Source organism: Klebsiella sp. (genome assembly GCF_027492335.1).
In the GTDB taxonomy this organism is placed as follows: Bacteria; Pseudomonadota; Gammaproteobacteria; order Enterobacterales; family Enterobacteriaceae; genus Klebsiella; species Klebsiella huaxiensis.
Map to the genome: position 1 here is coordinate 1 of NZ_JAPUEW010000075.1, position 20,858 is coordinate 20,858.

At 55.4% G+C, this 20,858-nt stretch carries 18 protein-coding genes and 1 pseudogene; 12 read left to right on the forward strand and 7 right to left on the reverse strand.

The features are described from left to right. Positions 1 to 333: 333 nt before the first annotated feature. From fepC to fepD, 3 genes are read right to left on the reverse strand one after another with little or no spacing between them, the layout of a single operon-like run. Positions 334 to 1,128: an iron-enterobactin ABC transporter ATP-binding protein gene (gene fepC / locus QVF11_RS22000; protein WP_112214585.1), complete on the reverse strand. Its 795-nt coding sequence runs from the start codon at positions 1,126 to 1,128 to the stop codon at positions 334 to 336. Next, complete coding sequence (fepG, locus tag QVF11_RS22005; RefSeq protein ID WP_287859219.1) at positions 1,125 to 2,117, reverse strand: iron-enterobactin ABC transporter permease; 993 nt, start codon at positions 2,115 to 2,117, stop codon at positions 1,125 to 1,127. The genes fepC and fepG overlap by 4 nt, the downstream gene beginning before the upstream one ends. Then, the gene (gene fepD / locus QVF11_RS22010; protein WP_112214584.1) at positions 2,114 to 3,121 is read right to left on the reverse strand and encodes a Fe(3+)-siderophore ABC transporter permease; all 1,008 of its coding nucleotides are present in this window, start codon (positions 3,119 to 3,121) and stop codon (positions 2,114 to 2,116) included. Before fepD ends, fepG begins: the two co-directional genes overlap by 4 nt. 112 nt (positions 3,122 to 3,233) lie before the next feature. On the opposite strand from fepD, the gene entS reads away from it, so the two are divergent. Then, positions 3,234 to 4,475: an enterobactin transporter EntS gene (entS, locus tag QVF11_RS22015; protein WP_112214583.1), complete on the forward strand. Its 1,242-nt coding sequence runs from the start codon at positions 3,234 to 3,236 to the stop codon at positions 4,473 to 4,475. 188 nt (positions 4,476 to 4,663) lie between these two features. Here the strand turns inward: entS and QVF11_RS22020 are convergent. Together QVF11_RS22020 and fepB are read right to left on the reverse strand one after the other, a co-directional pair. Next, a pseudogene (locus QVF11_RS22020) lies at positions 4,664 to 4,792 on the reverse strand (hypothetical protein); the annotation flags it as partial. A gap of 181 nt (positions 4,793 to 4,973) precedes the next feature. Then, the gene (gene fepB / locus QVF11_RS22025; protein ID WP_112214582.1) at positions 4,974 to 5,933 is read right to left on the reverse strand and encodes a Fe2+-enterobactin ABC transporter substrate-binding protein; all 960 of its coding nucleotides are present in this window, start codon (positions 5,931 to 5,933) and stop codon (positions 4,974 to 4,976) included. A 377-nt stretch (positions 5,934 to 6,310) separates the two neighbouring features. Between fepB and entC the strand changes: the two genes are divergently transcribed. From entC to QVF11_RS22060, 7 genes are all read left to right on the forward strand, one after another. Further along, a complete protein-coding gene (gene entC, locus QVF11_RS22030) occupies positions 6,311 to 7,486 on the forward strand; it encodes an isochorismate synthase EntC (RefSeq protein ID WP_112214581.1) in 1,176 nt (391 codons plus the stop codon). 9 nt (positions 7,487 to 7,495) lie between these two features. Then, positions 7,496 to 9,103 carry a (2,3-dihydroxybenzoyl)adenylate synthase EntE gene (gene entE, locus QVF11_RS22035; RefSeq protein ID WP_287859414.1) on the forward strand — a complete coding sequence of 536 codons (1,608 nt, stop codon included), beginning with the start codon at positions 7,496 to 7,498 and terminating at the stop codon, positions 9,101 to 9,103. Positions 9,104 to 9,116: 13 nt separating this feature from the next. Next, positions 9,117 to 9,968: an enterobactin biosynthesis bifunctional isochorismatase/aryl carrier protein EntB gene (entB, locus tag QVF11_RS22040; RefSeq protein WP_112214579.1), complete on the forward strand. Its 852-nt coding sequence runs from the start codon at positions 9,117 to 9,119 to the stop codon at positions 9,966 to 9,968. Next, positions 9,968 to 10,723, forward strand: a complete 756-nt coding sequence (gene entA, locus QVF11_RS22045; protein WP_112214578.1) for a 2,3-dihydro-2,3-dihydroxybenzoate dehydrogenase EntA — start codon at positions 9,968 to 9,970, stop codon at positions 10,721 to 10,723. The genes entB and entA overlap by 1 nt, the downstream gene beginning before the upstream one ends. Next, complete coding sequence (entH, locus tag QVF11_RS22050) at positions 10,724 to 11,137, forward strand: proofreading thioesterase EntH (RefSeq protein ID WP_112214577.1); 414 nt, start codon at positions 10,724 to 10,726, stop codon at positions 11,135 to 11,137. 354 nt (positions 11,138 to 11,491) lie between these two features. After that, on the forward strand, positions 11,492 to 13,597 hold the full coding sequence (cstA, locus tag QVF11_RS22055) for a pyruvate/proton symporter CstA (RefSeq protein ID WP_142512252.1): 2,106 nt from the start codon (positions 11,492 to 11,494) through the stop codon (positions 13,595 to 13,597). Between the two features lie 55 nt (positions 13,598 to 13,652). Then, the gene (locus QVF11_RS22060) at positions 13,653 to 13,850 is read left to right on the forward strand and encodes a YbdD/YjiX family protein (protein WP_004130340.1); all 198 of its coding nucleotides are present in this window, start codon (positions 13,653 to 13,655) and stop codon (positions 13,848 to 13,850) included. 33 nt (positions 13,851 to 13,883) lie between these two features. On the opposite strand, the gene QVF11_RS22065 is transcribed toward QVF11_RS22060, so the two are convergent. Beyond that, entirely contained in the window at positions 13,884 to 15,221 is a 1,338-nt protein-coding gene (locus tag QVF11_RS22065) for an MFS transporter (RefSeq protein ID WP_112214575.1), read from the reverse strand. 354 nt (positions 15,222 to 15,575) lie between these two features. On the opposite strand from QVF11_RS22065, the gene QVF11_RS22070 reads away from it, so the two are divergent. Genes QVF11_RS22070 through QVF11_RS22085 form a run of 4 tightly spaced genes read left to right on the forward strand, consistent with a single transcriptional unit; the run spans position 15,576 to position 19,744 of the window. Continuing rightward, complete coding sequence (locus QVF11_RS22070; protein WP_287859223.1) at positions 15,576 to 16,655, forward strand: ADP-ribosylglycohydrolase family protein; 1,080 nt, start codon at positions 15,576 to 15,578, stop codon at positions 16,653 to 16,655. A gap of 6 nt (positions 16,656 to 16,661) precedes the next feature. After that, positions 16,662 to 17,684 (forward strand): SIS domain-containing protein, encoded by a 1,023-nt coding sequence (locus tag QVF11_RS22075; protein WP_287859225.1) that lies wholly within the window; start codon positions 16,662 to 16,664, stop codon positions 17,682 to 17,684. Continuing rightward, complete coding sequence (locus tag QVF11_RS22080; protein ID WP_235891883.1) at positions 17,681 to 18,607, forward strand: carbohydrate kinase family protein; 927 nt, start codon at positions 17,681 to 17,683, stop codon at positions 18,605 to 18,607. The genes QVF11_RS22075 and QVF11_RS22080 overlap by 4 nt, the downstream gene beginning before the upstream one ends. Before the next feature lie 3 nt (positions 18,608 to 18,610). After that, entirely contained in the window at positions 18,611 to 19,744 is a 1,134-nt protein-coding gene (locus tag QVF11_RS22085; protein ID WP_287859229.1) for an esterase-like activity of phytase family protein, read from the forward strand. A 50-nt stretch (positions 19,745 to 19,794) separates the two neighbouring features. Here the strand turns inward: QVF11_RS22085 and QVF11_RS22090 are convergent, their stop codons facing one another. After that, positions 19,795 to 20,559, reverse strand: coding sequence for a GntR family transcriptional regulator (locus QVF11_RS22090; protein ID WP_142512058.1), 765 nt, complete (start codon positions 20,557 to 20,559; stop codon positions 19,795 to 19,797). Positions 20,560 to 20,858 lie beyond the last annotated feature (299 nt).

The following is a 20,858-nucleotide window of genomic DNA, read 5'->3' on the forward strand; positions in this document are numbered from 1 at the left end:
AAGCGCCACCGGGGAAGCAAACCGCAGAGGATTTCAGACCTGGCACATTTCCCGGGGGTGACGCTAGACGCACCTGTCCGGGCTACCCGACCTGCAGACGGCTGTGAACCCGTAGCCCGGTCAGCGAAGCGCCACCGGGGAAGCAAACCGCAGAGGATTTCAGACCTGGCACATTTCCCGGAGGCGGCGCTTGACGCGCCTGTCCGGGCTACCCGACCCGCAGACGGCTGTGAACCCGTAGCCCGGTCAGCGAAGCGCCACCGGGGAAGCAAGCCGCAGAGGATTTCAGACCTGGCATATTTCCCGGCTAAGCACAGCGCGAGCCGGGAATATCTACTTTCGACCGAGCGGTACCACCAGCGGCGTATGCGCCACCGGATCTTCAATGATCGTACAGCGCAGGCCGTAAATCCTCTCGATAAGCTCCGCGCTGACAATCTCTTTCGGCGCGCCCTCGGCGACGATTTTGCCATCGCGCAGGGCAATCAAATGGGTGGCATAGCGGCAGGCCTGGTTCAGGTCATGCAGCACCGCCGCCAGCGTATATCCCTTCTCCCGATTCAGCTCGCTCAGCAGCTCCAGCAGATCGATCTGATGGCTGATATCGAGCCAGGTGGTCGGTTCATCCAACAGCATAATTGCCGTTTCCTGCGCCAGCACCATGGCGATCCACGCCCGCTGACGCTGGCCGCCGGAGAGCGTATCGACGCTTTGCAGCGCCAGGTCGGTGATCCCGGTGGCTTTCATCGCCTTGCTGACCGCCTCTTCATCCTCTTTGCGCCAACGAGTAAACATCGGTTGGTGCGGATAGCGCCCGCGAGCCACCAGCTCCTGAACGGTGATATCGCCAGGCGTAGTGGCATTCTGCGCCAGCAGGCCGATCCGTTTAGCCACCTCTTTGCTGGCATAATGCTGGATCTGCTCGCCGTCGAGCCAGACGTGGCCGCTGGTGGGCGTCATCAGGCGACTCAGGGTGCGCAGCAGCGTCGATTTACCACAGCCGTTAGGGCCAATAATGGCGGTAAAGTGGCCGTCGGGAATAGTCACGTTCAGCGATTCGGCGATGGTCTTTTTGCCGTACGCCAGGGTCAACTGGTCGCCGCGCAAACGGGAGGTTACAGCGGTCATTTTTTGCGGGACTCCTGAATTAATAACCCAATGAGGTAGATGCCGCCGAGGCTGACGGTCATCACACCCACTGGTAACTGATAAGGCATAAACAGGCGCTGAGCACAGTAGTCAGAGAGTGCCAGCACCAGCGCGCCGCACAACGCGGACTGAGTCAGGCCCCAGCGAGCGGTACCACTAAGGCGGCGCGCGATATGCGGGGCCACCAGGGCGATAAACGAAATCGGCCCGGCAAGCGCGGTAGCGGCGGCGGTGAGCACCACCCCGACCAGCATCATCAGCAGGCGCGAACGCTCAACCCGCACGCCCAGCGCGCAGGCGGTATCGTCGCCCATCTCCAGTAGCCGCATGCGTCGCGCCAGCAGCGCGGCAAAAACCAGCATCAGCAGAATCAGCGGCGCAGAGGGCCAGGTTTTGCCCCAGGTCAGGCCGTTAAGGGAACCGGCGTACCATAATCCGGCAGAGAGTGCGGTTTCCAGCGAGGCGCGCAGCAGTAGCCAGGTGTTAAACGCCACCAGCATGGCGCGGATGCCGATGCCGATAATAATCAGGCGAAAGGTCTCAATGCCGTTGCGCCAGGCCAGCAGCCAGACCACCAGCGCGGTGAGGATACCGCCAGCCATTGCCGCCATGGCGATAGCCGCCAGGTTCTGGCCGAACATCACCATCGCCACCAGCACGCCGCTCCAGGCGCCGGTGTTAAAGCCCATGACGTCCGGGCTGCCCAGCGGGTTGCGGGTGAGAGACTGGAAAATCGCCCCGCTGACGCCGAGCGCGGCGCCGATCAGCAGCGCCATCAGCACGCGCGGCAGACGCCATTCGGTCACCACCATGGTGACGTTGCGCGGCGCATCGCCAATCAGCGCGGAGATAACTTGCTCAACGCTTAACGGTACCAGACCGGTGCCGAGCCCCCACAGGGAGACCAGCACGCTGGCGATCACCAGAAGCAGGCAGCTAAAAATAAGGCGGCGAGAAGGGGCAATCACATCCCACCTCCGCGCGGCTGTCGGCGCACCAGCCAGATCAGAACCGGCGCGCCGATAAAGGCGCTGACCACCGATACACGAAGCTCGCCGGGAACCAGCAGGCGGCCAAGCACATCGGCAAACAAGAGCAGGGCTGGGGTGGCCAGTAGGGTGACCGGCAGCGACCAGCGATGATCGGCTCCCACCAGCCAGCGGGCCATATGCGGCATCATCAGGCCGATAAAGGCAATTGGCCCAACCACCGCCGTGGCGCTACCGCACAGGACGGTAATCGCCAGCAGACCAATCAGTTGAGTGCGTGCGACCCGGCTGCCTAGGGCGGTTGCCGTATCGTTGCCGAGGCTCAGGCTATTTAATGCCCGGCTGAGCAGCAGCGTGACCAGCCCGGCGATAATGACCGGAATCAGGACGATTTTCAGGGTTTGCAGCGTGCGCACGTCCAGTGAACCCGCTTGCCAGAAGCGCAGCTGATCGTAGACGTCGGGGTTAAGCAAGGCAATACCGCTGGAGAGTCCTTCGAGTACCGCCGCCAGGGCGACTCCCGCGAGCGTCAGGCGGACCGGGCTAAGCTGACCGCCGCCCTGGCTGCCGGTAAAGGCCACCAGCAGTGATGCGCCGAACGCGCCGCAAAAGGCCATCAGCAACTGCTCCTGCGGTGATGAAATGCCAAATAGCGCCGCGCCCAGCACGATGGCGAAACTAGCCCCGGAGTTAACGCCGAGGATCCCCGGATCGGCAAGCGGATTACGGGTGAGCGTTTGCATCAGTGCCCCGGCCAGACCCAGCGCGGCACCCGCCAACAGTCCAGCGAGGGTTCGCGGCAGTCGGGCATCAAGGACAATGGTGCAATCGGCGCTCTGGCAGGTGCCGGTGAAGGCATCGACAACGACGCTAAACGGCAGGGGTTTGGCACCAATCAGCAGGCTGAGCGCAATAGCAATGATTAAAACGATTAAAAGACCCGGTACGGCAAAGGCGCGCACCGCAGTCGTGGAAGACGACATGGCTTACATCCCTGACATGATAATGATAGTAATTATCGTTATCGATTCTATCCAGTTATGTTAGCATGTGCACCCATAAAAATGGTATGGAAAATAATAACAAGGCGCTGTCATGAACCGACAATCCTGGCTGCTGAATCTCAGCTTGCTGAAAACTCATCCGGCCTTTCGCGCCGTCTTTATCGCCCGCTTTATCTCAATTCTGTCGCTTGGCCTGCTGGGCGTGGCGATCCCGGTACAAATCCAGATGATGACCCACTCGACCTGGCAGGTTGGGCTGTCGGTGACCTTAACCGGCGGTTCGATGTTTGTCGGTCTGATGATCGGCGGCGTGCTGGCCGACCGCTATGAGCGCAAACGCCTGATTCTGCTGGCGCGCGGTACCTGCGGGATTGGCTTCGTCGGCCTGTGCCTGAATGCCATGCTGCCGGAGCCGTCGCTAATTGCTATCTATCTGCTGGGAATCTGGGACGGCCTGTTTGCCTCCATTGGCGTGACTGCGCTGCTGGCGGCGACTCCGGCGCTGGTCGGGCGGGAAAACCTGATGCAGGCGGGGGCGATCACCATGCTGACGGTGCGCCTGGGCTCGGTGATTTCTCCGATGATCGGTGGCCTGCTGCTGGCCACCGGTGGGGTCGCCTGGAACTACGGTCTGGCGGCGGCTGGGACCTTTATTACCACTCTGACGCTGCTGCGTTTACCGCAGTTAGCGCCGCCTCCGCAGCCGCGTGAACATCCGCTTAAATCGTTGAAGGCGGGAGTGACGTTTCTCTTTAATAGCCCGCTTATCGGCGGCATTGCGTTGCTCGGCGGTTTGCTGACGATGGCCAGCGCGGTGCGCGTACTCTATCCGGCGTTGGCCGGAAGCTGGCAGATGTCGGCATCGCAAATTGGTCTGCTGTATGCCGCGATCCCTCTGGGCGCAGCGCTGGGGGCGCTGACCAGTGGACAGCTGGCGCAAACGGCGAAACCCGGCGTGCTGATGCTGGTAACTACCGTCGGCTCGTTTGTAGCGATTGCGCTGTTCAGCCTGATGCCCATGTGGGAGCTGGGGGCGCTGTGCCTGGCGCTGTTTGGCTGGCTGAGCGCAATTAGCTCGCTGCTGCAATATACGCTGATTCAGACGCAAACCCCGGAAAACATGCTCGGGCGCATCAACGGCTTGTGGACCGCGCAAAACGTGACCGGCGATGCGATAGGCGCGGCGCTGCTCGGCGGCTTGGGCGCGATCCTGACGCCGGTGGCTTCGGCGAGCGCCAGCGGCTGGGCGCTGGTGATTGTTGGTGTGGTGCTGGTAGGACTGTTGCGCGAACTGCGCCGTTTTCAGCGACCGGAAGTGGTCAGCGAAAGTTAAATACGCTGGGTTTTCCCCGGAGGCGGCGCGTTGCGCCTGTCCGGGCTGCCTGACCGGCAGACGGCGGTGAACCCGTAGCCGGTCAGCGCAGCGCCACCGGGAAAAATAACGGAGAGGCGAGAATAGCGATAATAAAAAGCCCCGAATGGCTCCGGGGCTTTTTATCAATCGTCGGTGAGGGTTAACGCTTAGTATGCGCCGAGGTCGGTCCAGACCGCGCCCTGACCGCAGTTCGTGTCCGGCTGGTCGCCCGTAGACCACCATTTCACCTGGTAGTTATGGCCTTTCCAGCTCACGGTTTCGAAAGAGCCCCAGCTGTAGCTCAGGTCGTCTTGTATCTTCATTGGACGATTTTTCGCTGGAAAAACGAACGTGGGAGCATCAGTTCAATAGCCGCTTTTGGCGCATGGTTTACTGACGGTTCTGTCTATTCGTTGTCTTGGTCCTAACAACACAAAAAACGATGATATTTCGGCGGCATGCGCCGGGACGATGATGTTAACCAAAGAGCGTTGATAACCGTTGCAGCACCAGCAGGGCGCTGTAGTAATCAAGGCGGAAGGTTTCGGTCCCCAGCGGATAAACGCGTTTGCCTTCAACCGCAGGCAGATGCGACAGCAGAGGGTTGGCGTAAATGGCATCGGCGTCTTTTTGATCTCCGGCGAACAGGAACAGGCTCTTGCCGTTAAGCCCGGCGGCTAAATTCTCCCCACCCAACTGCACAATATCATGGCGTTTTCCCTGGCTCTGGCTGGCGTGTAGCCCGGCGGGCAGGTCGGCGAGGGTAAAGCCCAGCTGTTCGAGCATCTGTCCCTGTGCGGATTCTTTGGTCCAGATATTGGCGCTATGAGCCGCTGCGGTGTAGACCAGCGCGGTGACCGGCTGCGGCGGCAGCTTCATTTTTTCTTTTAGCGCCGCCAGCTGTTTATCGAATTCAGCAATTCGTTCCGCCGCCTGTTTTTCATGGCCGGTGATATTGCCTAACTGGGTCAGCAGCGCCTGCCAGCTTTTATCATCGTAGTTAATGATGAGCGTCGGGGCGATGGTTGAAAGCTGATCGTAGAGCGTCATCGCCGAATCGCCGCCGGTGGCGCTAATCAGTATCAGGTCCGGCATTTGGGCAGCGACGGCCTCAGCGCTCGGTTCGCCAATATAAAGTCGCGCCAGCTTGCGCGCTTTCGCTACATCACTCCACTGGCGCAAAAACCCCTGGCCATCGGCGACACGGTTATTCGGCGTGGTGGCCCCGCTGGCGACCACCGGCGCGTCAATCGCCAGCAGCGAGCCGGTCAGCGTTACGCTGGTGGAGACAATGCGCAGCGGCTGGCTTTCCAGCGTATGCGTTCCGCGGCTGTCGGTAATCTGTCGCGGCCAGTCTGCCGCCAGCGCTGAGCTAATTCCTAAAAGCGCCAGACCGCTGGCGAGGAGAGTACGGCGGCAAAAAGTGGAGAAATTCACGTATTCGCATCCTGATTAAGTTGTGATAAATGCTTCTCATTTTCAGCTTTGCGCCGCATGGATGCAAGTCTATACCCTAATAATTCGAGTTGCAGGACAAAGCACTTGTGCTTTGAACAGCGCTTGCGCTGGCCCCGCAGGGGCGAGGCCGTAGGCCGAGTAACGCGGCAAGTGAACGAATCCCGATGAGCTTACTGTAGTAAGTGATTCGGGTGAGCGAACGCAGCCAACACACCTGCAACTTGAAGTATGACGGGTATAAGTAGCACAACATGCTACCTGTACGGTTGACATGTAGAGCAATACCTTTTAGGTTAGCCAACCAAAATATAAATGATAATTATTCGTAATATCTTTATCGTTTTTTGGAGGATGATATGGAAACGTCTTTGGCTGAGGATGTTCGGGAGAAAAAAATGACCCTGCCGCCGGAAAGCTTCTTCTTTATGTCGCCGTACCGCAGTTTCAGAACATCTGGCTGCTTTAGTCGTTTTTCGCACCCTGCCGCCGATGGCGATAATCTGGACGGGGAATTCCAGCGCAAAATGGCGGCCGCGTTTAAAGCCGCTCGGGCTGCCGGGATCGCGAAGCCGGTGATGGTTGGCGCTATCCCGTTCGACACCAATGAGCCGTCCGAGCTGTTTATCCCCGAGCGCTGGGAAGCGTTTTCCCGCACTGAAAAACAGCACTCCGCGCGTTATGCATCAAACCAAACGCCGATGGATGTTGTTCAGCGCCAGGAGATCCCCGAGCAGGATACCTTTATGGCGATGGTTGAGCGCGCTGCGGCTCTGACCGCAACGCCGGAAGTGGACAAAGTTGTCCTGTCGCGCCTGATTGATATCACCACTCGCGAACGGGTTGATAGCGGTGCGCTGCTTGAACGGCTGATCGCCCAGAACCCGGCCAGCTTTAATTTCCACGTGCCGTTATCAGACGGCGGCGTGCTGTTGGGCGCCAGCCCGGAACTGCTGCTGCGTAAAGAAGGGGCGCATTTTAGCTCGGTGCCGCTGGCCGGCTCGGCCCGCCGTCAGCCAGATGATGTGCTGGATCGCGAAGCGGGGCATAAGCTGCTGGCGTCGGCAAAAGACCGCCATGAGCACGACCTGGTCACCCAGGCGATGAAAGCCGTATTAACGCCGCGCAGCAGCGAGCTTTCCCTGCCGGACTCCCCGCAACTGATTACGACGCCGACCCTGTGGCATCTGGCAACGCAGATCCAGGGCACCGCGCTGGCAACAGAAAATGCCATGTCGCTGGCCTGTCTGCTGCATCCGACCCCGGCGCTGAGCGGCTTCCCGCATCAGGTGGCGAAACGCCTGATTAACGAACTGGAGCCATTTGACCGCCAGCTGTTCGGCGGCATTGTCGGCTGGTGTGATGACGAAGGCAACGGCGAGTGGGTGGTGACAATCCGCTGCGCGCGCTTGCATCAGCGCACCCTGCGGCTATTTGCCGGCGCAGGTATCGTTCCGGCCTCTTCGCCGCTGGGCGAGTGGCGCGAAACCGGCGTCAAACTGACTACCATGCTGAACGTATTCGGCTTGCAATAAGGGACTATGATGATCGAGTTTAACCGCTGGCCGGAAGATTTCGCGGCCCGCTATCGGCAAAAAGGTTACTGGCAGGATCTGCCGCTCACCAATCTGATTACCCGCCATGCGGAAAATGATGCCGCCGCTATTATCGATGGCGACAAAATCTATAGCTACCGTGAATTCAACCGCCGGGTGGATAACCTCGGTTCTTCGCTGCAACGTCAGGGCCTGAAGCGCGGCGAAACGGCGCTGGTACAGCTAGGTAACGTTGCCGAGTTTTACATTACGCTGTTTGCGCTACTGCGTATCGGCGTTGCGCCGGTCAACGCGCTTTTCAGCCATCAGCGCAGCGAGCTGAACGCCTACGCCACGCAGATTGAACCCGCTTTGTTGATTGCCGATCGTGAACACGCGCTGTTTGCTGATGATGCTTTTCTTAACGCTTTTATTGAGCAGCATCCGTCGGTACGCGTGGCGCTGCTGCTGAACGATAACGGCGAGCAGAGCCTGACGGCGGCCATCGAACAGCCGGCCGATAATTTCGTGGCGAATCCGACGCCTGCCGATGAAGTGGCGTTTTTCCAGCTTTCCGGCGGCAGCACCGGCACGCCGAAGCTGATCCCGCGCACGCATAACGATTATGACTACAGCATTCGCCGCAGCAATGAGCTGTGCGGCGTGAGCGCCGAAACGCGCTATCTGAACGCGCTTCCCGCTGCTCACAATTACGCGATGAGTTCGCCGGGTTCATTAGGCGTGTTCCTCGCCGGTGGCGTAGTGGTGCTGGCGCATGATCCGAGCGCGACGCTGTGCTTCCCGCTGATCGAAAAACATCAGATTAACCTGACCTCGCTGGTGCCGCCTGCGGTGAGCCTGTGGCTACAGGAGATCCATGATTCCGGCAGCAATACCCAATTGCAATCGTTGCGGTTGTTGCAGGTTGGCGGAGCGCGCCTGTCCGCGACGCTGGCCGCCCGTATTCCGGCGGAAATTGGTTGCCAGCTTCAGCAGGTCTTCGGCATGGCTGAAGGGTTGGTGAACTACACCCGCCTCAACGACAGCCCGGAGCGCATTATCAACACCCAGGGCTGCCCGATGTGCCCGGATGATGAAGTGTGGGTGGCCGATGCCGATGGCAATCCGCTGCCGCGCGGTGAAGTGGGGCGTCTGATGACCCGTGGTCCCTATACCTTCCGCGGCTACTACAAAAGCCCGCAGCACAATGCCGAAGCGTTTGATGCCGACGGTTTCTACTGCTCGGGCGATCTGATTTCGATCGACGAGGACGGTTACATCACCGTGCAGGGTCGGGAAAAAGATCAGATCAACCGCGGCGGTGAAAAGATCGCGGCGGAAGAGATCGAAAACCTGCTGCTGCGCCATCCTGCGGTGATCCACGTTGCGCTGGTCAGCATGGAAGACAGCCTGCTGGGCGAAAAAAGCTGTGCATATCTGGTGGTCAAAGAGCCTCTGCGCGCGGTGGCGGTTCGCCGCTTCCTGCGTGAACAAGGGGTCGCAGAATTTAAACTTCCGGACCGCGTGGAGTGCGTTGACGCGCTGCCGCTGACGCCGGTGGGCAAAGTCGATAAAAAACAATTACGTCAGTGGCTGGCTGAACGCAAGCTGGGCTGAAGGAGAAGACAGAATGGCAATTCCTAAATTACAGGCTTACGCGCTGCCGGAAGCCAGCGATATCCCGGCGAACAAAGTGAGCTGGGCATTTGAGCCGTCCCGTGCCGCGCTGTTAATCCACGATATGCAGGAATATTTCCTCAATTTCTGGGGCGAAAACAGCGCGATGATGGAGAAGGTCGTGGCCAACATTGCTGCCCTGCGCGATTTCTGCAAACAGAATAATATCCCGGTGTTTTACACCGCACAGCCGAAAGAGCAGAGCGATGAAGACCGCGCGCTGCTGAACGATATGTGGGGTCCGGGCCTTACCCGCTCTCCGGAACAGCAGCAGGTGATCGCCGCGCTGGCGCCGGACGACAACGACACCGTGCTGGTGAAGTGGCGCTACAGCGCGTTCCATCGTTCGCCGCTGGAAGAGATGCTGAAAGAAGCCGGTCGCGATCAGCTGATCATTACCGGTGTTTACGCTCATATCGGCTGTATGACGACGGCGACCGATGCGTTTATGCGCGATATAAAGCCGTTCTTCGTCGCCGATGCGCTGGCTGATTTTAGTCGTGAAGAGCACCTGATGGCGCTGAAATACGTCGCGGGTCGCTCCGGTCGGGTGGTGATGACCGAAGAGCTGCTGCCGCTACCGGCGTCGAAAGCCGCGCTGCGCGCGCTGGTGTTGCCGCTGCTGGATGAATCCGACGAGCCAATGGATGATGAAAATCTGATCGACTACGGTCTGGATTCGGTGCGCATGATGGCGCTCGCCGCCCGCTGGCGTAAAGTGCACGGCGATATCGATTTCGTTGTACTGGCGAAAAATCCGACTATTGATGCCTGGTGGACGCTGCTTTCCCGCGAGGTGAAATAATGTCTGGATTAGATTTTCACGGCCAGACCGTGTGGGTAACCGGCGCGGGCAAAGGTATCGGTTATGCGACCGCGCTGGCGTTTGTTGAAGCCGGGGCGATGGTAACCGGTTTTGATCTGGCGTTTGACGGCGAAAACTACCCCTTTGCTACCGAGACGCTGAACGTTGCCGACGCGCAGCAGGTGGCGCAGGTCTGCGGCCGCCTGCTGGATAACATCGAGCGACTGGATGTGCTGGTCAACGCTGCCGGAATTTTGCGCATGGGGGCGACCGATACGCTGAGTCTGGAAGACTGGCAGCAGACCTTTGCCGTCAACGTCGGCGGGGCGTTTAACCTGTTTCAGCAGACGATGGCGCAGTTCCGCCGCCAGAAGGGCGGAGCGATTGTCACCGTGGCTTCCGACGCCGCACATACCCCGCGTATCGGCATGAGCGCTTACGGCGCTTCGAAAGCGGCGCTGAAGAGCCTGGCATTGACCGTCGGTCTGGAGCTAGCGGGCAGCGGCGTGCGCTGTAATCTGGTCTCTCCTGGCTCGACCGATACCGATATGCAGCGGACGCTGTGGGTCAGCGACGATGCTGAACAGCAGCGTATTCGCGGCTTTGGCGAGCAGTTTAAGCTGGGCATTCCGCTAGGGAAAATTGCCCGCCCGCAGGAAATTGCCAACACGATTCTGTTCCTCGCTTCCGCCCACGCCAGCCATATCACGCTACAGGATATCGTGGTGGACGGCGGCTCGACGCTGGGGGCATAAATGGCCTGGAAACGTCAGCTGACGCTGGATGAGCTTAATGCGACCAGCGCGAATACGATGGTGGCGCATCTGGGTATCGTCTATACCCGAATTGAGGAGGGCGTGCTGGAGGCCGAAATGCCGGTCGACGGCCGTACTCATCAGCCTTTTGGCTTGTTACACGGAGGCGCATCCGCGGCGCTGGCGGAAACCCTCGGCTCCATGGCCGGGTGGCTGATGACCGAAGAGGGCCAGTGCGTGGTGGGGACCGAGCTCAATGCCACCCATCACCGGGCGGTTTCCAGCGGCAAAGTGCGCGGCGAGTGCCGTCCGCTGCACCTCGGACGCCAGGGCCAGAGCTGGGAGATTGCCGTATTTGACGAGCGGGGCCGGCGCTGCTGTACCTGTCGGCTTGGGACATCAGTCCTCGGCTGAGGGAACGCCTGTTCCCGGCTTGCGGCGTGAACGCCTTCGCCGGGCTACGGGTTCACTATCGTCTGCATTTTTCCCGGTGGCGCTGCGCTGACCGGGCTACGAGTTTACAATTGCCTGCAGTCGGGTAGCCCGGACAGGCGCGTTGAGCGCCGCCTCCGGGAATCACCATGATGCAGACGCAGATTATCCTTCTCCGTTTTCATTCATTTTCCTGCCAGAAGTGATCTCGCTAGCAATGTGAGACAAATCCTTGCCGTCAGACGACATCTGCATCGTTTCTAAGTTGTTAAAATCTATATTGTGTTCTAGAAACAAATTGTAACATCCTGATTACCCTACCTGTGGAACACAATGATGAATAATTCAGGGAAATACCTCATCTGGACACTGCTCTCCGTTATCGGAGCCTTTGCCCTTGGTTATATCGCGCTAAACCGGGGTGAACAGATTAACGCGCTATGGATTGTCGTCGCGGCAGTCTGCGTGTATCTGATCGCCTATCGTTTCTATGGCCTGTATATCGCAAAAAACGTGCTGGGAGTTGACCCGACGCGGATGACGCCGGCGGTGCGTCACAACGACGGTCTCGACTATGTCCCGACTGATAAGAAAGTGCTTTTCGGCCACCATTTTGCGGCAATTGCCGGGGCAGGGCCGCTGGTTGGTCCGGTGCTGGCAGCGCAAATGGGCTACCTGCCGGGGATGATCTGGATCCTCGCGGGCGTGGTGCTGGCCGGGGCGGTACAGGACTTTATGGTGCTGTTCGTCTCTACCCGCCGCGACGGACGTTCGCTCGGTGAGTTGGTCAAAGAGGAGATGGGCCCCACCGCCGGGGTACTGGCGCTGGTGGCCTGTTTTATGATCATGGTGATTATCCTCGCGGTACTGGCGATGATCGTGGTGAAAGCGTTGACCCACAGCCCGTGGGGCACCTACACCGTGGCCTTCACCATTCCGCTGGCGATTTTCATGGGGATCTATATTCGCTATTTGCGCCCCGGACGCATTGGCGAAGTGTCGGTCATTGGCCTGGTGATGCTGGTATTTGCCATCATTTCCGGCGGCTGGGTAGCGGAAAGCCCGACCTGGGCGCCGTGGTTTGACTATACCGGCGTGCAGCTCACGTGGATCCTGGTGGGCTACGGTTTTATCGCCGCCGTTCTGCCGGTGTGGCTGCTGCTGGCTCCGCGCGATTACCTCTCTACCTTCCTCAAAATCGGCACTATCGTTGGTCTGGCAATCGGTATCCTGATTATGCGTCCGACGCTGACCATGCCGGCGCTGACCAAGTTTATTGATGGTACCGGTCCGGTCTGGAGCGGCAGTATGTTCCCGTTCCTGTTTATCACTATCGCCTGCGGCGCGGTCTCCGGCTTCCATGCCCTGATCGCCTCCGGTACCACGCCGAAAATGCTGGCTAATGAAGGTCAGGCCTGCTTTATCGGCTACGGCGGCATGCTCATGGAGTCCTTCGTGGCGATTATGGCGCTGGTGGCTGCCTGTATTATCGACCCGGGCGTCTACTTCGCCATGAATAGCCCGATGGCAGTACTGGCTCCGGCGGGCGTCACCGATGTGGTGGCGTCAGCGGCGCAGGTGGTGAGCAGTTGGGGCTTTACCATCACGCCTGATACCCTCAGCCAGATTGCTAAAGAAGTGGGCGAGCAGTCGATTATCTCCCGTGCGGGCGGAGCACCGACGCTAGCGGTGGGGATGGCCTACATCCTGCACGGCTCGCTGGGCGGTCTAATGGATGTCTCGTTCTGGTATCACTTCGCGATTTTGTTTGAGGCGCTGTTTATTCTGACCGCGGTGGATGCGGGAACGCGTGCAGCGCGCTTTATGCTTCAGGATCTGCTGGGAGTGATAAGCCCGGGGCTGAAGAAAACCAGTTCGCTTCCGGCTAACCTGCTGGCGACCGGGCTATGCGTACTGGCGTGGGGTTACTTCCTGCATCAGGGCGTGGTCGACCCGCTCGGCGGCATCAACACCCTGTGGCCGCTGTTTGGTATCGCCAATCAGATGCTGGCAGGGATGGCGCTGATGCTCTGTGCGGTGGTACTGTTTAAGATGAAACGCCAGCGCTATGCGTGGGTGGCGCTGCTGCCGACCTCCTGGCTGCTGATTTGTACCCTGACGGCGGGCTGGCAGAAGTCGTTCAGTACCGATACCAAAGTCGGTTTCCTGGCGATTGCCAATAAGTTCCAGGCGATGATTGACAGCGGCAACATCCCGCCGCAGTACACCGAATCTCAGCTGGCGCAGCTGGTGTTTAATAATCGTCTGGATGCCGGTCTGACCATCTTCTTTATGGTAGTGGTGGTGGTGCTGGCGCTGTTCTCAATTAAAACCGCGCTGGCGGCGCTGAAAGAGGACAAACCGACGGCGAAAGAGACTCCTTACCAGGCGATGCCTGCTGATGCAGACAACCTGGTGACTCAGGCCAAACGCGCCCACTAAGGCATAACGATATCGCCCTCCTTTGTGTAAAGGGGGGCGATGATGAGAGTTGAAAATGTTTGATACCCTTTCGAAAGCAGGAAAATATTTAGGTCAGGCGGCGAAAATGATGATCGGCGTGCCGGATTACGACAATTACGTCGAACACATTCGCGCCACGCATCCCGAGCAGACGCCGATGACCTACGAAGAGTTTTTCCGTGAACGCCAGGACGCGCGCTACGGCGGCAAAGGTGGGGCGAAGTGCTGCTAAATGAGAGGTCTCCGAAGACTGGAGACCTTCCTTTCAGGCCATCTCACCCTGCGCCAGCTTCTGTTTTATTCCTTCATAGTACTTATCGTTAATCACGTATTTTTTCATAAACAGACCGACAATCAGGTTAAATACGGAGGGGATCAGCGTCATCATCAGGGTGATACCCAGCAACGATGACGGCGACTGTTCGACATCTGCCTGATAACCGAAGAAGCTCAGCGAAAAGCCGATAAATCCGCCCGCTAACCCCATTCCCAGTTTCTGGAAGAACAGGATCCCGCCAAATGCCAGTCCGGAAACGCGGGTGCCGGTTTTCACTTCGCCATAATCCACCGCCTCTGCGATAGAAGCCCAGTACACCGGAAGCTGCATATCACCCAATAGCGTAATGATGAAGAAGAAAACAAATGCCAGATAAATGTTCTGCTCGCCAACGACGAAGTACATGGCAACCCCAGCGACGAAGGTCAGCAACTGGGTGTAACGGAACATTTTGATTTTGTCGTAATAGCGGGTAATGGTCCCGGCCAGCAGCATCGCCGTAACGGACGCCACGACCCCGGTGGTCAGGAATGGTGAAATCAGCTCATTGCCGCCGTGCAGATAGTACTTGGCGTAATAAGCCGCAACCGAGTTACGCACGATGCCGCCAAACATGATTAACGCTATCGATACACCGAGGATCAACCACTGGTCATTCTTCATCAGATTCTTGAACTGAGTCGGAAAATGGATGTGCTCGGTTTTATGCGTAATGCGCTCTTTTACGCTGAAGAAACAGCAAATACACAACAGCGTCGACACAATCCCCATGGAGCCCATCGCCAGCTGGTAGCCGCTGGCCAGGTTGTTTTTGCCAAAGTACAGCGCCGCCATGGGAACGATGATGGTGACTAAAAACATGGCGATTTTGGTCATCACAAAGCGATAGCTGTTGGCGCTCAGACGTTCTTTAGGATCGTCGGTGATGACGCCGATGAGTGAAACGTAAGGGATTGAGATAAACGTATAGGTTAGCGTCAGCGCGATGTAGGAGCCCCAGGCCCAGATCAGCTTGCCGGTGTAGTCAAAATCTGGCGTGGTGAACATCATCCAGATGGTTATCCCGAAGGGGATAGAGAAAAAAAGCAGATACGGACGGTATCTTCCCCAGCGACTCTCTGTTTTGTCGGTCATCATGCCAATCAACGGGTCGATCACCGCATCGATAAAGCGTACGCCAATCAGCAGAATTCCCAAATCGCCAGGAGTCAAGCCGTAAACGTCCGTATAGAAATAGGTAATAATCATCGCCATCGACATCATGACGATAGCGATAGCCATATCGCCAGCACCAAAGCCGATCTTTTCCCCGATTGATAGTTTCATAGTCTCACATGTCCTGATACGAGAGTGTTTGAGGCGTCGCCGCAGTTCATTAAAAGTAATATCATTAAATTGGTATCTACCACAATAAAAATAAGCGCATTTTGAGGTGTTAGCTTGTTATTTTATTAACTAATTGATTTTATTTTAATAATTTATGTTTATTTTGATGGTTGTCACAAATTAACATAATTTAAATTCTTATTTATGCTCACTGGTGATTTTATTGGTAACTACCAATTTGTGATTTTTAGCATGATATTGATGAATGAGAGCCTGATTCTGCTAGCGCAAAATCAGTAACCGGTCAGTTAGCCGGATTGGGCTCTTACCTCTATGACTATTAAGGATATTTAAATGGCTTCAGTTGGATGTGATTCGGTGGTCTATAACAAGATTTTGGGAGCGCTGGCGTGTGCAGGCATGGGAGATGCGCTTGGGGCGTCAACGGAACTGTATAGTATTGATGAGATTAAACAGAAGTGGGGCGGCTGGTTAGACAAGTTTGTTGAGCCGCCGGAAGACACCTTTGCCGGTTCATTAAAAGGCGTTGCTGGTTTAATCACCGATGATTCAAGCCAGATGTATGTTTTTGCGGAAGCCCTGATTACCGCGGGGTACGGGCAATTTACCAACGAAAACTGGAAAACAGCTTTGCTGCGCTGGGCAGATATGATGCCTTACGCCATGTATAAAGGGCCGACGACGGAACAGGTCGTTAAAGCGCTGCGCGAGGGTTACCCGACCAACACCATCGGTCGCATTGGTACCTCCACCCGTCAGGCGCCGAACGTGGGGACCACTAACGGCGCGGGAATGCGCGTGGCTCCCGCTGGATTGATCTATCCGGGTCAGCTCGCTAAAGCTTGTAACCTGGCGCTGCTGACCTGCTTACCCTCCCATGATACGAATATCGCTATTGCCAGCGCCTGTGCGATTGCCGCAGCGACATCTCAGGCCATGGTGGTTGATACCACGCTGGATGAGATTATCGACGCCAGTCTTGAAGGCGCACGCTACGGAGAATCATTAGCGAAAAAACATGCACGCTGCGTTGCAGGACCGTCTATTGAAATGCGCACCCGGCTGGCGGTAAAAATCGCCCGCGAGTCGGATTCACTGGAAAAATGCCTGTATGAGATTGAAGGCTATATCGGTAACTCCGTGGCGGCACATGAGTCTATTCCGGCGGCGATTGGCCTGCTGGCCTTCTGCGAGGGGCGTCCGTGGGAGACCATTGTCGCAGCAAGTAATGTCGGTAACGACACCGACAGTATTGCTACGATGGCCGGAGCGATTGCGGGGGCCTGGAAGGGATTCGATGCGTTGCCAAAAGAGCAATATGCGTTTTTCAACTCCGTAAATAGTCATGACTTCAATTTACCGGAGATAGCCACTGGCCTGACAAAGCTGGCCATGGAATCACTGAAAGGTTAATGGCTAATGAGAGCGGATGGGGAAGATAAGGTCATCATGCCATTGTCCTGCACCCGGCAAGAAATTGCCGGGATCTCTGGTCTGCTATCCACGATGCAGCTTCAGCCCAATAGCCTGTCGGTGCTGGCGGATATTGATTTTGCCTCGCTGGAACGGTTGTACCTGGTGGGATCCGGTGATTCGTACGCCATTGCGTTGATGGTTGAGGAGTATCTGAATCGTTGTGGGGCGATTCAGTGCCGCGCCGTACAGTCATTGGCGTTTTTGGGCTTACCGGCGGAGCACTTCAGTGCCACTTCGCTGGTGGTTGTCATCAGCGCCAGCGGCAGGCCTTCTCCGGTTCTTGATGCGCTTGCCCATGCGCTCACGACGGAAGCCAGCGTTGTCGGGATGACCAATTCGCCGGGTAGCCCGTTTGCTAACTTATCGTCGCGCATGCTGTTTACTCAGGCGTCTAAAAAGGGTATGCCGACCCAAAGTAGCTCAGCAACGCTGTTTTTATTAATGCAGCTGGTAGAACGGATGATTCAGGCGAAAACGACTGTATCAGAGATGAAGGGTGTGGATATCTCTTGTTTGTTCCAGGATTGGGAAAACGCGCAATGGCAGGCGTGGCTGGCGGAACATGCTAAGGCATTTTTCTCCCGTCGGGTGATTTTTCTGGGCAACGGGATAACCTGGGGAATGGCGTATCTGGCGTCGAACCTGATGGCCTGCGGGCCGCAAATTGAGGCCAGTTTTTTCCCTATTGAAGAGTATTGCCACGCGTTAAGGCTTAATCAGGCTAATCAACGACACCTTGTGTTGATGTTTCCTGAAAAAAATGAAGACCAGATATTGTGCGCATCTATTCAGCGCCGTTTAACCCGCCAGGGGGCATTGTCATATTGTTTTGCGCCTCCTGAGAATTTTAGAGTACACGATTATTTACAGCGAAATATGCTGCTGCTTTTCCAACTCTCTTTGAAACTGGCGGAGCGTTACGTCGCTATGGGTGGTGAACGCGTAACATTCGAGGATGTAAAATGATTAAAAAATATGATGTCGTTGCGGTCGGAAGTGGCAACATTGATCTGGTCTTTCGGGTGCCCAGATTGCCTGGTAATGATGATAAAGTCGTTGGCAAAAAAATATCCGAAAATGTGGGCGGTACCGTAGCGAATAGCGCCTGTATGATGTCAACGCTGGGCTTGAAGGTCGTCTCGTTATCCAGTGCGGGCGACGATCGTTATGGTCAACTGATTGTTGATGATTTCAATCGCCACGGTGTTGATACCCGCTATATCAAGATCAATCCCGGCCAGGATCCTAATATGGCGATTATTATTCTCGATGAGAGTGGGGAAAAATCGTTAATTTATGCGCCGGGAGATAATTGTGAGTGGGATCAGCAGACGGCTTTTACCGCGATTGCTGAAAGTAAAATTATGTACACTATGCCTGGCGACCTTGAAAAATATACGGTTCAGGCGCAGTACGCACGTTCGCAGAATACCCTGGTCGCCGTCGACATTGAGCCGCATATTGCCAGTGATAAAGAACAGCTGGCAAAAATACTAAGCCTTGCCGATATTGCTATTTTTAATCAGGACGGTTTCACTTCCAGTAGTCATTGCGATCCTGAATTTCCGGTACTTCATGCACTACGGCGGAAATATTCGTTGTCTGCACTGGTGGTAACCTGCGGTGCCGATGGCGTTATCGCGGTTAGCGAGCAGGAAGAGGCGCACCATTCTGGTTTTAAGATCCCGGTTATTGATACCACCGGCGCTGGCGACACCTTTAACGCATCCTTTATTTATACTTACGCTAATCATTATAGCCTCGCTTCGGCGATTGAGTTCGCCAGCGCCGCGGCTGCATTAAATATTATGCAAATTGGCGCCAGGGGGCATTTAGCCAGCATTGAAGAAATCACCCATTTTATTTCATCCGCAAAGGGAAGGGAGTAGATTGTGAATATTAAAAGTATTTTATTATCCGGTGCTGCACTTTCAATCGTATTGAGTTTTTCAACAAATTCCGTTGCCAGCGAATCTGGGCTTAAATATATTGGCGAATATACAATACCCACCTCATTTGCCTGGAAGAATGTGCCTTTTGGCGGACTGTCAGCCATTCGCTGGCATGAAGGTGAGCAGCGTTTTTATGCTATTTCTGATAGTCGAAATACCCCGACTGAAGGTAAACCGCGTTTCTATAAATTGAAAATAGATGTCTCTTCTTCTGGCATTAAAGATGTCATCGTTGAACAGCAGTACGATCTGCTGGATGCTGATGGCGAAGCGTTTAAAAAGGGATTTGTTGATGCTGAAGGTCTGGTCATTACGCCGGAAAATCAGCTGCTTTGGTCATCTGAGGCCGGAAGTCCGTTACGAAAAAGTACGCTAACCGGCAAGTTCGTTGAAGATCTGAGCGCCATTTTCCCCGAGGGCTATTCGGTTGATAGTAAAAAAGAGGATCCCGAAGGGTTTCGCAGCGGCATTTCCTGGGAAGGACTTTCGTTTACGCCGGATAGCCAATATTTGTATGTAGCCGCTGAAGGGGCATTAAAACAAGATGGGCCGCTGGCTTCGCCGATGAACTCTAGCCCAGCGCGGATCCTGAAGTTCCGCTATAACGGCGATGATAAGAAACCCCAGCTGGAAAAATCTTTCCTCTACAACGTTGACCCTGTTTCACATATTTCAAAGTTTGCTATCAACGATAACGGCGTGTCGGAAGTGCTAGCGCTGAATGAAAATAAACTACTGGTGGTTGAGCGTTCCGGGCGCAATGCCTCAGAAGGATTTAACGATTGGGATTTCACCGTCAAGGTGTGGCTGGCTGACACTGCAACAAGCACGGATATCAAAGAGATTAAATCGCTGGCGCAGGTTGAGAAGCGGAGCATCATTCAACCCGTGGTGAAAAAGTTGCTCATCGATTTCTCTGATGTGACGAATGCACCGGACTGTATCGAAGGTGTCACCTTCGGTCCGCTGATTGATGGTAAAAAGACATTGATATTTGTCTCGGATAATAATTTTCAGCCGTATCAAAATACGAAATTCTATCTATTCCAGGATGTGAATGATGTACTGAAGTAGCCGAATCATTTCCCCCCGAGCAGAGAATGCCATGCTCAGGGGAGAAAGGTTTATTTGTGGTTGAAGCTGTCTTTAGTGATTTTAATTTCGTAGGAGTAACGGCTGGCAGGGTAGATCATTTCGACGTACTCCATCGGTTTTCTGTTAACGGAAAGCGTGACTCTGGTGCAGGTCAGAACGACATCATGAACGGAGAGTTCGAGCAGTGAAGCCTCAGCGGAAGAGGGTTGGCGAGCACTAATCGTTTCATAAGCTTCAAGCAGTTCAAGTCCCATTTTTTGTGCCAGTAGCTTATACAGGGAACCAAATTCAAGCAGCTCTTCTTCGGTAAAGGCATTATTTTCATCGATAGGAAGATAGGTAGTTTGAATGCCCATTGGGGTCGTGTTGTCGAAACGAACTCTCTTTATTCGCAAAACGCGGGTGTGGACGGAAAGCTGTAATGCATTACGAATAGGTTCATTGACGGAAACGAAGCCAAATTCAAGGATCTGCTGCTTTGGTGTTCCTTTACGCGCGAGGATATCATCGGTGAACCCATGAAGCTGGCGCTGGGAACGGCGGCTAAGCTCAGGAAGAACAAAGGTTCCGCGGCCATGTTCACTATGTAGATAGCCTTTCTGCCGTAAGTGTTCGATAGCTTTACGCACGGTGGTACGGCTGGTTTGATAACGTTCGGCTAGCTCGCGTTCTGTGGGAATGGTTTCATTTTCTGGCCATTCATAGTTATCGATTTTTTCTTTAATGATAGTGAACAGATCCAGATATTTTAATGACTGTGAATCATTGCTCGAAGGGGAAGACAGGCCTGACATGTTTTTTTCGTTCCGTGGTTGGTACCAATGATGTTCTAACTGTAGTGGTTTTTAGATTTTGATGCAATTGAAGCCGATTCTGAAGAGATGATTGATATTAATTGTTTGTATTTAAAGAGCTTTTTCTTTTGCCTGTGAATGTGAGCTGTATCACGACTTGTTCTTTTGCTATAGTGGTATCTACCAATTTTTCATTGTATACTTTTTACCATGAACAATCCTGGTAGAGATGACTAACCAAATATATAGAGGCTCTTTTCTTACAAAGGAAGTTGGTTTTTTATTTTACATAGGGATTT

What these genes read in the sequence shown, in the direction of transcription:
- QVF11_RS22070 (WP_287859223.1), top strand. Translation starts at nt 15,576, where the DNA reads ATGGCTTCAGTTGGATGTGATTCGGTGGTCTATAACAAGATTTTGGGA.
- QVF11_RS22065 (WP_112214575.1), bottom strand. Translation starts at nt 15,221, where the DNA reads ATGAAACTATCAATCGGGGAAAAGATCGGCTTTGGTGCTGGCGATATG.
- QVF11_RS22075 (WP_287859225.1), top strand. Translation starts at nt 16,662, where the DNA reads ATGAGAGCGGATGGGGAAGATAAGGTCATCATGCCATTGTCCTGCACC.
- QVF11_RS22060 (WP_004130340.1), top strand. Translation starts at nt 13,653, where the DNA reads ATGTTTGATACCCTTTCGAAAGCAGGAAAATATTTAGGTCAGGCGGCG.
- fepC (WP_112214585.1), bottom strand. Translation starts at nt 1,128, where the DNA reads ATGACCGCTGTAACCTCCCGTTTGCGCGGCGACCAGTTGACCCTGGCG.
- entB (WP_112214579.1), top strand. Translation starts at nt 9,117, where the DNA reads ATGGCAATTCCTAAATTACAGGCTTACGCGCTGCCGGAAGCCAGCGAT.
- entE (WP_287859414.1), top strand. Translation starts at nt 7,496, where the DNA reads ATGATCGAGTTTAACCGCTGGCCGGAAGATTTCGCGGCCCGCTATCGG.
- QVF11_RS22090 (WP_142512058.1), bottom strand. Translation starts at nt 20,559, where the DNA reads ATGTCAGGCCTGTCTTCCCCTTCGAGCAATGATTCACAGTCATTAAAA.
- QVF11_RS22080 (WP_235891883.1), top strand. Translation starts at nt 17,681, where the DNA reads ATGATTAAAAAATATGATGTCGTTGCGGTCGGAAGTGGCAACATTGAT.
- cstA (WP_142512252.1), top strand. Translation starts at nt 11,492, where the DNA reads ATGAATAATTCAGGGAAATACCTCATCTGGACACTGCTCTCCGTTATC.
- fepD (WP_112214584.1), bottom strand. Translation starts at nt 3,121, where the DNA reads ATGTCGTCTTCCACGACTGCGGTGCGCGCCTTTGCCGTACCGGGTCTT.
- entS (WP_112214583.1), top strand. Translation starts at nt 3,234, where the DNA reads ATGAACCGACAATCCTGGCTGCTGAATCTCAGCTTGCTGAAAACTCAT.
- entA (WP_112214578.1), top strand. Translation starts at nt 9,968, where the DNA reads ATGTCTGGATTAGATTTTCACGGCCAGACCGTGTGGGTAACCGGCGCG.
- entC (WP_112214581.1), top strand. Translation starts at nt 6,311, where the DNA reads ATGGAAACGTCTTTGGCTGAGGATGTTCGGGAGAAAAAAATGACCCTG.
- entH (WP_112214577.1), top strand. Translation starts at nt 10,724, where the DNA reads ATGGCCTGGAAACGTCAGCTGACGCTGGATGAGCTTAATGCGACCAGC.